This is a genomic window from Flavobacterium galactosi (genome assembly GCF_048158585.1).
Classification (GTDB): Bacteria; Bacteroidota; Bacteroidia; order Flavobacteriales; family Flavobacteriaceae; genus Flavobacterium; species Flavobacterium galactosi.
The window spans coordinates 83,603-96,419 of record NZ_JBLNKV010000006.1 but is presented as its reverse complement, the minus strand read 5'-3'; the positions used below and the strand labels follow the sequence as shown (position 1 = coordinate 96,419).

Genomic DNA, 12,817 nt, shown 5'->3' with positions numbered 1-12,817 from the left:
GAACGTAAATGTTTATTGTATTGAGACCTAAACTGTCTTAAAAATTTTCTTCTTATGATTTAATCCCCATTCTTTCAACGCATAGATAACTGGAGTTAATGTGTTGGCATATTCTTCTAACTTATATAAAATCTTGACTGGATAATCGCTGGTTACTATTCTCTTTATCAGCTGGTGTTCTTCAAGGTCTTTAAGTTCTTTAGCCAAAACTTTTGGTGTGATACCTGGAATACTTTCCTGAATGTCGGTAAAACGTTCATTACCCACAGATACAGATATTATAATTAATAATTTCCATTTACCATTGATAACCTCAAGAGTATCACGTACTGGTTTTATTGAGTTAAGACAATCACAATGTGTTTTTTTTACTGCCATAAATACTTAGAATAAAAAATTAAATCACTTTCTTTAAAGAAAGTACTATACAAAGGAAAGTAAATATTTTTTAAATTTGCAAAGAATTCTGTTAAATCAGAAAATAATAGTAATCATTTAATTCTATAATATGAAAATAGGAATAATAGGTACCGGAGCAATCGGTGGTACCATCGCAAAAAAACTTGCAAACGTAGGTCACGAAGTAAAAGTTACTAATACAGACGAGCAACAAGTATTAGCAAATAAAGCGAAAGAATTGGGAGCCATCCCGTCAACCATTAATGAATTGGTAAATGATGTAGCGGTAATTATTCTATCTGTTCCTACCACTGCAATCCCAGAGTTAGCTAAAGATTTGTTTAATGATTTACCAAAAAATGTCATCATTGTTGACACCAGTAATTATTATCCATTTCGTGATGGAGAGATTGAAGATTTGAAAAATGGAAAAGTAGAAAGTGTCTGGATTTCAGAACAATTGGGAAGGCCGGTCATTAAGGCATTTAACAACCTGTTGGCTCACACACTTGCTGAGGCTGGAAAAAACGAAGGACAAGAAGCTAGAATTGCTATGGCTATATCTGGCGATGATGAGAGTTCTAAAAAAGTGGTTTCAAGTTTAATCAATGATGCGGGTTTTGATGTTGTCGATGCAGGAACTCTGTCAGAATCTTGGAGACATCAACCTGGAACTCCTGCATACTGCACAGAATTGAATGTGGCGGAACTTGAACAAGCTCTCAAGGTAGGTGTAAAAGAAGATGCTGCCTATCTAAGAGACTTGGCTATTACAAAATTAATGGAAAGGACTTCACCTCCATCTCACGAAGATATAGTTGATTTCAATCGTTCATTATTTCCCCAAAATCCAAAAATAGAATAATGTTTTGTTTCAAAGAACACAGCAATCTTAATGCTATCCTCTCTTCTTGAATAGATTATACAATACTATTTAAAAATATTGTATAATCTATTTTTTTTAAATCTATCTTTTTTTTCGTGTATTCAGTAGTATATAGCTATAAGGTGAACTTCCGCATTAAGGCATTAATAAAGATTATTATTCTGTTATGAAAATTGCAAATTCCTATAAACCATAATTATTGACCTTCTTACTATTTTGAACTACTAATATAAAGACTATACGCTATGTTATTCTAAAGACTTTGTATTTGTAAATTCTAAATTAGGCTGTTTTAGCACTATAGACAAGTTACTTTTTTAGAGTGTTAATCCCAAAATTTTAAACCATCCCTATTTTTTTTGAGTGTAGCTATTGATATAAGCGTAAATAATTTATAATAAAAAACACTATATGTAATTTCAAGCCACTTAAATTATTTAAAACTTTTTTTTTAATTTATTTTTTGTTTCGAAATCATAATTTAATGTTACAATATTATATAATTATGTCTTACGTGCATGTTAATTTATTTAAAATCAAATAGTTGCGATTTGTGTAACAAATTTGAAGTAAATGGATACATTACGAAAACGTTATCTTACTGTTTAATAATAAGTTTGATAATAATTAAAAACATGGTTTATGAATAATAAAATTTTGAGATGGTCACTCATTGCGTCTTTCGCAGGATTTCTATTTGGTTTTGATACAGTAGTGATTTCAGGGGCAGACAAAACGTTACAGTTGTTATGGAATTCAAGTGATGTTTTCCATGGTTCAGTAGTGATGGCAATGGCACTTTGGGGTACAGTTATAGGTGCTATTTTTGGAGGAATTCCAACAAATAAGTTAGGTCGAAAAAAGACCTTATTAATTATAGGTGTTTTATTTTCTATTTCTGCTGCTGGTTCAGCACTTTCAAATGATCCGTTTGTATTTGCTTTTTTTAGGTTTCTGGGAGGTTTAGGAATTGGGGCTTCAACAATTGCGGCACCAGCTTATATATCTGAAATCGCACCAGCCAAGGATAGAGGGCGTTTAGTGGGATTGTATCAATTTAATATTGTATTGGGAATTCTAATTGCTTTCTTATCCAACTATCTTCTAAGTGATGTAGGTCCAAATGCTTGGAGATGGATGCTTGGTGTTCAGGTTTTTCCTTCTATAATTTATACCCTAATGGCTTTTAGTATACCTGAAAGTCCAAGATGGTTGTATTCAATGCTTAGAATTGAAGAAGCAAAACTTATTTTCGAAAAAATTGGATCAAAAGAAGATGTTCAAGATATTTTGGATGATTTAAGTAAAAATAGTAATAGTACTCCTTTGAATGAAAATATTTTTATGAAAAAATACCGTTTTCAATTAATCTTGGTTTTTTTGATAGCTGCATTTAATCAATTATCAGGAATTAACGCCTTTCTATATTATGCTCCCAGAATATTTGAAGAAGCAGGATTAGGTGCAAAAACGGCATTATTAAGTAGCATCGGTATTGGTATTATAAATTTAATCTTTACACTAATTGGAGTTTATCTTATTGATCGATTGGGAAGACGCAAATTAATGATTTTCGGATCTATTGGTTATATTTTTTCCCTTTCAATGGTGGCCACTTCGTTTTACTTAAACTGGACTGGACTGGCAGTGCCTGGGTTTTTATTTCTTTTCATTGCATCTCACGCAATCGGACAAGGAGCTGTTATTTGGGTATTTATTTCTGAAATATTCCCCAATCATTTGAGAGCTTCCGGACAGTCTTTTGGTAGTTCTGTACATTGGGTTTTAGCAGCTATTATCCCTTCGATGGTACCTATCCTTTTTACAAGTTTTGGCGTTGGAAATGTATTTGCCTTTTTTGCTTTTATGATGGTTTTTCAATTGCTGTTTGTCATTTTTATGATGCCGGAAACCAAAGGAATCTCTTTGGAAGACGTAAGTAAAGGATTAATTAATAAATAAGAATTATGATGAATATATCAGAAATAGGAATTTTTAAAAGAATATTTTTTATGCTAATACTGGTTGTAATGAATAGTTGCATGTCTACTAAAACAAGTAATATGAAACTGTTAACCAATGAAGAATTATATAGACCCAACTTTCATTTCACACCTAATAAAGGCTGGATGAATGATCCCAATGGAATGTTTTTTTACAAAGGGTTGTATCATTTGTATTTTCAGCATTATCCAGATGATAATGTTTGGGGGCCTATGCATTGGGGGCATGCCACAAGTAAGGATATGATAACTTGGAAGGAAGAAAAAATTGCTCTTTATCCAGATGATATGGGGTACATATTTTCAGGAAGCGCGGTTGTTGATGTCAATAATACTTCTGGATTTGGGAGTTTGAAAAATCCGCCAATTGTAGCCATGTTTACGTATCACGATGCTGTAAAAGCAAAAGCTGGAGCAATAGATTTTCAATCTCAAGCTATTGCTTATTCTTTAGATGAAGGAATGACTTGGACAAAATACAAGAATAATCCGGTAATTAAAAATCCAAATATTAAAGATTTCAGAGATCCAAAAATGACGTGGGATGCCATTCATAATCAATGGATAATGGTTCTTGCTGCCGATGTTGAAACTAAAATATATCGTTCTTCAAATTTAATAGATTGGGAATTGGCTTCTGGATTTGGCAAGAATCTCGGTGCGCATGGAGCGCCTTGGGAGTGCCCGGATTTTTTCCCTATTAAGGTTGAAGGTTCAACTGAAATGAAATGGGTGCTTTTACAAAGCATTAATCCAGGCGGTCCAAATGGAGGATCGGCTACTCAATATTTTGTTGGCGATTTCGATGGAAAAACTTTTACACTAGAGGATTCATTTACCCAAGATTTAAACCAATTTGGAGCTTTGTGGCTTGACTACGGAAAGGATAATTACGCAGGAGTTACCTGGTCTAATATTCCAGATTCTGATGGTCGCAAATTATTTATAGGTTGGATGTCCAATTGGCAATATGCTGATAAAGTTCCTACTGAAAAATGGAGAAGTGCTACGACTATACCAAGAGAATTGAAACTTATAAATACCGGTGGTCATTATCGAATTGTTTCCCTGCCAGTAAAAGAATTGGATAAATATGTTTCCAAGACTATTAAAAAGGATCTTCTTACTATTGATAAAGCAACTGTGATTGTAGATAAGTCTGCTATAGATATGTCAAGATTAGACATTCGTTTTACCATGAAAAATTTGAAAGACGATACTTATGATTTTATCCTTTCCAATAAAGGAAATAATGCCATTCATTTTGGAATTAATAAAAAGGAGAAGTGTTTTTACATTGATAGAAAAAATGTAAGTAAAACTTCTTTTTCAGATGAATTTGCCAATAAAATATCAAAAGCACCCATTACAGCAGATTTTAATTCAATCGAAGTAAGAGTGGTTATCGATAAGACCTCAATCGAAGTATTTTATGACAATGGAAAAACGGTTATGACTGAAATTTATTTTTCAGATAAACCAATGGATTCTTTTTCAATAGCTAAAGCAAATTCTGATTTTGAACTTAAAAATGTATTGATAAATCAACTAAATATTAAATAATAGATGTAAAAAATCAAATTAAAGAATATAAAAAAATATAAACTAAACAACTAAAACTATAAATGTATGAAAATCAAGTATTTTAAAAATAAGAAAAACATATTGTCACTATGTTTGTTTTTCTTGGTGTTTATTGCTTCAGGGCAACAAAGACAAATTAATGGTTCTGTTTTATCTGACGACGGTCAACCTTTACCAGGTGCTAATATTCTTGTTGAGGGCTCAAAAAATGTAGCGACTTCAGATATAGATGGTAAATTTAAAATTTCTGCTGAAGAAGGAGCTAATATGATAGTTTCTTATATAGGTTACCTAGATGCTAAAATAAAAGTAACTTCAAAAATTACGTACAGTATTAAATTACAATCCAGTTCAAACAATCTTTCGGAAGTTATAGTTGTTGGGTATACAAAAGAAAAAAAATCAGATATAGCTGGTGCTATTTCGGTTGTTAAAGTTGCCGATATTTCTCAAGAAGCTACTCCTAATATTTTAACGGCTTTACAAGGTAGAGTTGCTGGTTTGCAAATCAATTCTGGAGGTACACCAGGAGGAAATGACAGTCAAATATTAATTAGGGGATTAACTACAGTAACAAGTGGATCAGCTCCGCTATGGGTAATCGACGGAGTTCAAACTACAAGCTCATCCTCATTAAATCCTGAAGAAATTGAATCCATTCAAGTATTAAAAGATGGCGCATCAGCAGCTATTTATGGGACTTCTGCCGCAAATGGTGTAATTGTAGTTACAACTAAGAAAGGTAAAAAAGGAGTTTCTGAATTTAGTTTCAAATCCGAAATAACTGTCAATAAATTAAGAGATAAAATCAGCTTGCTTAATTCGCAACAATGGGCGGATGTAGAATACCAAGCACAACAAGGTGCTGGAATCACCTCTCCAACTCATCCGGTTTTAATTAATAATGGTTCGGGTTTTACCATCCCTCAATATTTAGATCCAAATGGTTTGCAAACAGCGGCTAATACGAATTGGGTAAATGAAATTACAAACGATACATTTTCAAACAACACTGATTTTGGATATAGAAAAGGAACTGAAAACTTAAGTTTATACACCCAATTGAGTTATTCGGAAGATAAAGGTATACAGAGATATACCAGTTATGACCGATTTAATTCTAGAATAAATGCATCGTATAAATTATTTAAGGGTAGATTGACTATTGGTGAAAATTTCTTGTACTCTAAATTTAATGAGGTAAAAGCAAACGAGTTTGAAAATGCTATTCTTCAAAATCCAATGCTCCCGCTATATTCTAATCTTGGAGATTACGCCACCATAATAACTGGGGGTATGCAAGATAAACCAAACTCCGTAGCAAATTTATGGAGTAATAGAAATAATAAGCAAAAGAATCAAAGGTTTTTAGGGAATGCCTATTTGGATTTTCAAATTATTGATGGTTTGGTTTTTAATACGACTTTAAATTTTGATAAAGGAACTTATAAATTTAACACTGCAAGTGAAGCTTTTTCTACAAATGGAACAATCCCTTCTGTTTTTCAGAAAATTACTACTGATGATGTGGATAATGATTTTTTGGCTACCATTTTTACTAATACTTTAAAATATGATAAAAGTTTTGGAAAACATAGGCTATCATTATTAGGAGGTATAGAAAATTCGGCAAGAGAAGAAAATTTTCATAACAACCAAATTAATGGGGTAAATATTACTGATCCTGCAGGCTATGTGATTAATGATAATGCACAATATAAAACATTAGTAGGAAAGGTCGAAACATTTAAGATTTCACAATTTGGGTCTCTTAAATATGTCTTTGATGATCGATATATTGTGTCAGGTACTTTGAGAAGAGATGGATCCTCACGTTTTGGAGAAAACAATAAATACGGTATTTTTCCATCTGCTTCTTTAGCCTGGAATGCAAAAAACGAGAAATTTTTAATGGACAGTAAATATGTTTCTAATTTTAAATTAAGAGCATCTTGGGGTATCAATGGAAATGACCAAATAGCAGATTACTCCTATCTTTCCAGTTATGTAGATAATACTGTAGGCAACGTAGTCGAGTTTTCAGATTACAACATAAGTGGAACAGGTTTAGGTACTGCAAGTGGTGTCTTGCAATCTCGTCAGGCTAATCCTGATCTTAAATGGGAGTCAACGGAGCAGTACAATGTAGGGTTTGATTTGGGATTTTTAAACGAAAGAATCTCGCTACAATCAGATTTTTATATAAAAACTACCAATGACCTAATTCTAAGACCAATTGCTTTATCTGTAAATGGAGAAAGTCAACCTCCATTAATTAATGCAGGTTCGGTTAGTAATAAAGGCTTTGAAGCTGTGTTAAGTTACAAAAGTAATCCTGCAAATGACTTTAAATATGGAGTCGATTTGAATTTCTCAACTTATAAAAATAATGTTGAAAGTTTAGATACAGAGTCCAATTTTTTACTAAATGGGGTATCAATAACTAAAAAAGGATCGCCAATAGCTTCTTTTTACGGATTAATTGCTGATGGTCTTTTTAGAACTCCTGAAGAAGTGGCTGTTCATGCAGACCAACCTGGAAAAGCATTAGGTAAAATTAGATACAGAGACGTAAATCTTGATGGGAAAATTGACCAATTTGACAGAACAATTATTGGCAACCCACATCCCGATTTTATATATGGAATAAACTTATTTTCTTCTTATAAAGGATTCGACATGACACTGTTTTTTGACGGAAAACAAGGAAATGATTTGTATAATGCACAGCGTGCAATAGGTGATTTTGACTTTTTTAGTTTTAATCATAATACAAATACTCTAGACGCTTGGACACCAAGTAAAGCTAATTCAAATATACCAGCATTGTCAACATTAAATAGTAATAATGAGTTGCAACCTTCAAGTTATTATGTTGAAAACGGTTCCTATATCAGACTGAAAACAATAACATTAGGGTATAATTTTGATAAAGCTTTATCAAAAAGGTTGGGAATGAATAAATTGAGATTTTATCTAGTGGGACAAAATTTGTTATCGCTCACTTCTTTTACAGGCTTTGACTATGAGGTTTCTGGTTTAAGTGCTGGAGGAATTGGTGTGGCAGGTTATGGGATTCCTCATACAAAATCGATGACTTTTGGAATTAACGCAAATTTTTAAAATCTTAAACATGAAAACAAAATTTAAAATAGTATTTACTTTAATGATAAGCATTCAATTGCTTTCTTGCGTAAATGACAGCGATTTAGATGTAAAGGAGAACTATGTTTTATCAGCAGATAATATTGATCCTGAGCAATTAGTGATAGCGGCATATAGCGCACTTGATTATCGTTATAATACAGGAGAATTTAGAGACTTATGGCCTTTTGACCATGCTCCAGCCAATTGGGCAACAAGTGATATTCGTTGTGGAGATTCCTATAAAGGAGGTGGTGGAACTGGTGATAATCCAGGTGGTGGAATGCATCAGTTAGAAACGCATGATTTATTTCCTTCAAGTGAAAATGCGTACAATGTTTGGAGAGCGATCTATTTTGGAATTAAAAGGGTGGATTCAGCTTTAAGAACTATTAATACAATAGATGAGGCTAAATTTCCTAACAAGAAAGCAAGAATAGGAGAACTAAAAGTTTTAAGAGCTCATTTTTATTTTGAAGCAATTAAAAATTTTGGGTCTATAGTTTGGTATGACGAAAACACTCCAATTGCCGACATTAACAAGACACCAAATTCTTTTGATTTTAGCTTTATGTGGTCTAAAGTTGAAGGTGATTTAACAGATGCAATTGCTCAATTGCCTGACACACAAACAGAATTAGGGAGAGTAAACAAAGTGGTGGCTTATGCTTACTTATGTAAAGCTCAAGTTTTTCAAAAAAAATGGGCAGAAGCAATTGTAAGCGCAAACTATGTGATTAATTCTGGTAAATATGGATTGGTAACCGATATCGAAAAATTATATTCAATACCAGGTTATGGAAATCGTGAAAACATATTTGCAGTTCAGTATTCTATAAATGATGGTTCTCAATTTGGAAATCTCAATTTTGGAAATTTGTTAAATGCACCGGATAGTCCTGGAGATGATATTAAAAACCCTTATTTAAATGGGGATGGTTTTGATAAACCTTCACAAAATCTTGTAAATGCATTTAAAGTTGGCGCAGATGGGCTTCCGCTATTTGATAGTTATAATAATGCAAATGTAGTTCCAACAGACTTAGTAGATCCAAGATTAGATCACGAAATAGGAAGACCAGGTATTACTTGGAAAGATTGGGCAGCTAGACCACAACAACCAGACTGGAGTAGAGATCCCGCAACTTACGGTTATTTTGAAGGCAAGAAAAATGTAATTTCTCCAAATTCAAACGGGTTAGCTTCAAATCCTACAGGGTTCCCTTGGGCACTGGGTAATTTAGACTTTCCAATTATTAAATACAGTGATTTATTGTTATGGAAAGCGGAAGCTTTAATTGAATCTGGTTCAAATGTTTCTGGCGGGGTTGCCATAATTAATGAAATTAGGAATAGAGCTAAAAACGCACCTTATGTGAAAGATTTCAATAATCCTTCTCAAAATGCAGCTAATTATTTAATAAATCTTTATCCATCATCATTAACTCAAGATGCTGCAAGAAAAGCACTTAGAATGGAGCGTAGATTAGAGTTAGCAAATGAAGGACACGGTTTTTATGACCTAGTAAGATGGGGTATTGCTGAACAATATGTTAGCAATTATATTCAGGTTGAAAAAACACGTCGTACCTATTTACAAAGTGCTTCATTACAATCGCATGAACAATATTTACCTATTCCGCAAATTGAAATTGATGCAAGTGCAGGGGTATATAAACAAAGAGCTGGATACTAATAAAAAACTAACCAAATATTCTAAAATATGAAAACAATTAAAAACCACCTAGTTATTTATAAAATAGCAATAGTATTTATGATGCTTATCTTTGCTGTAATCTCATGTTCAAAAGATGATAATTTTTCAGATAATGTTCCGGATTATACGGAATCTATTGTTCAGTCTTTTAAAGTAGGATCTAAATATGCCGATATTAATCATACTATTGGTACGATTACAATGACATTACCCTCTGGAACTGATTTGAAAAATGTTAAACCTGAAATTAGACTACCGGAATCTGCTTCAGTGACACCACCCTCAGGATCTACAATAGATTTTAGTAATGGTCCAGTAACTTTTGAAGTGGTTTCTACAAATGGAGCTCATAGAACCTATACCGCTAGTATTGGAGCTTATGGAGATCCCAAAATATTATCGTTCTCGATTGGAGATAAATTGGGCATAATTGATGAAGTAAATAATACTATTTCAGTTGAAATCGGAAGCCAAGGTGGTAATTTAAATAATTTAGCTCCTTCATTTGTAATTGCTGGAGGAACTACCGTAGATTTTTCTTCTGGAGTTGCCAGAGATTTTACTTCTCCTAAAGTGTATACTGTTTTATCAAATAATGGATATACCGCTAAACAATATACCGTAACAGTTACACAAATACAAGCGCCTAGAATTGACTCATTTGTAATTAATGGAACTGTTGGTATTATTGATAATGCTGCAAATTCAATTGTGGTTATTTTACCGCCGGGAACTAACCTATCCAGTTTAGCACCAGTAATTACAATGCCTGCAGATCAAACGGTAACACCTGCTTCTGGAGTGGCACAAAACTTTAGTACTGGTAAAGTTACCTATACGGTTAAAAACAAGGAAAATCTAACTAAAGTATATAATGTGACTGTTGAGTCTATAGCCCCTACGAAATATGCTTTTTTAGGGTTGGAAAATGATATTACTTCTTTAGTTGACGACGATGCTAAAGCAGCTGCAACTTGGATGCAAACTACCTATGGTGCAAATTTTAAATACATTAAAATTGCTGATATTTCAGCTCAAAACATTGGAGATGTTAAGGTTGCTATGTTGTATTACTTAACCCCTTCAGAAAATCAAAATTTTTCAGCATCACCAACAGATGTTTCAACAATGTTGCCTGCGGCATTAAGAGCCGGAGCTTCTCAAGCAAATGTTCTTAAATCTTGGGTTAAAGGTGGTGGAGATATGCTTATAGCGGGCGATCCTAGTCCGTTTATCTTTTCTTTAGGTAGAGTTCCTGCTAATTTTGGAGCTGCAAGAGCACCTGGAAATTATGTATTCTCCGAATTTGGTTGTGCCGGTGCATCTGGATGTTATGACACAGGTAAACCTGCGGACGATATTTGGGGATTGGGAATGAGAGACACGAACAATTCTGGAAACAGACGTACTCATGCTATTTTTAATGGTTTGACTTTTGAAGGAGGAGCTGGAAACGAATACTTACCATTGCAAAATAGTGCCAATAGAGAAGTTAGATTGATCTGGTGGCAACACTTTGACGGAATTCTTAATCCAAGCTGTTGTGGTTCAGATGCAGCGGTTAAATTTGAAAAAACGTTGACGGCCGTTAAATTTGGAACATTAAGACATATTGGAGATGCTTTTGGATATGGGGCAGTTGAATTTAAAAGAACGGACTTGACAAATGATGCCTCGTTTGACTCTCAAATACCTAAAGATTACAAAGGCCACGTATTCACAATTTCAAATACTATTATAGGTTACGAATGGAATTCTAATGGTACAGCAAATGCTTATCAAAATAATATAAAAGTTTTTACAAAAAATATTATTGATTACTTATATAGCATTAACAACGATTAATTAATTTCAAAAATTATACTATGAAAAATAAATTTATATACACATTTCAACTTAAGTATGTATTGTTGTTAGTAATAGCAACAATCACATACTCTTGTGAAGAACGTCTGAATTATGACGACCAATTGCCAAGTACTTTGAATATAATTGAATCCGTTAAAATAGGCCAAACGAGTGCTACGATAGATAATTTGTCAGGAGTTGTTAATTTTGTTTTGCCTTCAAATACCAATTTATCGTCGGTTGTATTAGATATAAAAAGCCCTGATGGCGTAATTATTTCTCCAGCATCTGGAACTACCGTTAACTTAACAAGTCCTCTTGAACTAACTGCTAAATCAGGTGATAAAACGAGACATTATATTATTAATGCACGTGTACTACCAAATCAAATCGCTTTTATTAGTGATGCAACCTCGATAGATAACATTCTTGATGAAGATGTGAAAGCGGCTGCTCAATGGGCTAAAGCTACTTATGGTAGTAGATTTGTTTTTATTCCTTTCTCAGATTTAACTATAAATTCTTTAAAAACAGTTAATGTAGTTTTCTTTTTTTATGATACACAAGGAACATCTGCTTTACCACAAGTAAGTTTAGATAAAAAAAATGTATTAACTCAATATCTTGTTGAAGGCGGTAAAATGCTCTTAGGAGGCATGGCAACTAGTTATGCTGAAGTAATAGGACGTGATAAAAGTGGTCTTTTAACTATAAAAGGGAATGGTATTGGATTTGTTGATGCAGGAACTTGGAGTATAGACGGTGGTGTGAATTTTCAAAATGATCAAAGAAACAATCCTATTTATAACTTTACTCAAGTAATTTCTACTGACTCTAATGGGTATTTCCCTGTGATTAATGGGGGATACAAAGAGGATCATAACAATCTATGGGATTTAGGATCATTGTTAGGGCCAGGTCATCAAAAAGGGCAGTTTGCAGAATTTGAAAACCTTTATGGCGGTAAAGTTCTTGCTGTTTGGAGTGGTGTTACTGATGAATGTTGCCCGGGTATTATTGAGTTTAAGTCGAATTCAGTTTATGCAGGAACTATTATAGCAATAGGAATAGGCGGTATGGAGTGGGCCATGAATGACGGAAGAACCAATATATATGCATCTAATATACAAGGGATATATAGAAATTCGATTGATTATTTAGGTACAAAATAATAATTTGTTTGGCTTGTGGTTTTATTGGGCAGGTTTTTCCTGCCCTTTAATTTATTTAATTTAT

Annotated in this window: 8 protein-coding genes; 7 read left to right on the top strand and 1 reads right to left on the bottom strand. The window is 33.2% G+C overall.

All coding sequences use genetic code 11. The features are described 5' to 3' along the window. Window positions 1-27: 27 nt before the first annotated feature. Window positions 28-378 carry a winged helix-turn-helix transcriptional regulator gene (locus ACM55M_RS13585; protein ID WP_416858200.1) on the bottom strand — a complete coding sequence of 117 codons (351 nt, stop codon included), beginning with the start codon at window positions 376-378 and terminating at the stop codon, window positions 28-30. Between the two features lie 130 nt (window positions 379-508). Between ACM55M_RS13585 and ACM55M_RS13580 the strand changes: the two genes are divergently transcribed. The 7 genes from ACM55M_RS13580 to ACM55M_RS13550 all read left to right on the top strand — a co-directional run bounded on the left by ACM55M_RS13580 (window position 509) and on the right by ACM55M_RS13550 (window position 12,753). Further along, window positions 509-1,264, top strand: coding sequence for an NADPH-dependent F420 reductase (locus tag ACM55M_RS13580; RefSeq protein ID WP_416858199.1), 756 nt, complete (start codon window positions 509-511; stop codon window positions 1,262-1,264). Between the two features lie 663 nt (window positions 1,265-1,927). Further along, entirely contained in the window at window positions 1,928-3,247 is a 1,320-nt protein-coding gene (locus tag ACM55M_RS13575) for a sugar porter family MFS transporter (protein WP_416858198.1), read from the top strand. Between the two features lie 101 nt (window positions 3,248-3,348). Further along, window positions 3,349-4,851 carry a glycoside hydrolase family 32 protein gene (locus ACM55M_RS13570; RefSeq protein WP_416858197.1) on the top strand — a complete coding sequence of 501 codons (1,503 nt, stop codon included), beginning with the start codon at window positions 3,349-3,351 and terminating at the stop codon, window positions 4,849-4,851. A gap of 66 nt (window positions 4,852-4,917) precedes the next feature. Beyond that, window positions 4,918-7,995, top strand: coding sequence for a SusC/RagA family TonB-linked outer membrane protein (locus ACM55M_RS13565; RefSeq protein WP_416858196.1), 3,078 nt, complete (start codon window positions 4,918-4,920; stop codon window positions 7,993-7,995). Between the two features lie 10 nt (window positions 7,996-8,005). Beyond that, window positions 8,006-9,712, top strand: a complete 1,707-nt coding sequence (locus ACM55M_RS13560; protein ID WP_416858195.1) for a RagB/SusD family nutrient uptake outer membrane protein — start codon at window positions 8,006-8,008, stop codon at window positions 9,710-9,712. 27 nt (window positions 9,713-9,739) lie between these two features. Next, window positions 9,740-11,578, top strand: a complete 1,839-nt coding sequence (locus tag ACM55M_RS13555) for a hypothetical protein (RefSeq protein ID WP_416858194.1) — start codon at window positions 9,740-9,742, stop codon at window positions 11,576-11,578. Between the two features lie 20 nt (window positions 11,579-11,598). Continuing rightward, window positions 11,599-12,753 carry a DUF4960 domain-containing protein gene (locus tag ACM55M_RS13550; protein WP_416858193.1) on the top strand — a complete coding sequence of 385 codons (1,155 nt, stop codon included), beginning with the start codon at window positions 11,599-11,601 and terminating at the stop codon, window positions 12,751-12,753. The last annotated feature ends 64 nt before the right edge of the window (window positions 12,754-12,817 follow it).

What these genes read in the sequence shown, in the direction of transcription:
- ACM55M_RS13585 (WP_416858200.1), bottom strand. Translation starts at nt 378, where the DNA reads ATGGCAGTAAAAAAAACACATTGTGATTGTCTTAACTCAATAAAACCA.
- ACM55M_RS13580 (WP_416858199.1), top strand. Translation starts at nt 509, where the DNA reads ATGAAAATAGGAATAATAGGTACCGGAGCAATCGGTGGTACCATCGCA.
- ACM55M_RS13575 (WP_416858198.1), top strand. Translation starts at nt 1,928, where the DNA reads ATGAATAATAAAATTTTGAGATGGTCACTCATTGCGTCTTTCGCAGGA.
- ACM55M_RS13570 (WP_416858197.1), top strand. Translation starts at nt 3,349, where the DNA reads ATGAAACTGTTAACCAATGAAGAATTATATAGACCCAACTTTCATTTC.
- ACM55M_RS13565 (WP_416858196.1), top strand. Translation starts at nt 4,918, where the DNA reads ATGAAAATCAAGTATTTTAAAAATAAGAAAAACATATTGTCACTATGT.
- ACM55M_RS13560 (WP_416858195.1), top strand. Translation starts at nt 8,006, where the DNA reads ATGAAAACAAAATTTAAAATAGTATTTACTTTAATGATAAGCATTCAA.
- ACM55M_RS13555 (WP_416858194.1), top strand. Translation starts at nt 9,740, where the DNA reads ATGAAAACAATTAAAAACCACCTAGTTATTTATAAAATAGCAATAGTA.
- ACM55M_RS13550 (WP_416858193.1), top strand. Translation starts at nt 11,599, where the DNA reads ATGAAAAATAAATTTATATACACATTTCAACTTAAGTATGTATTGTTG.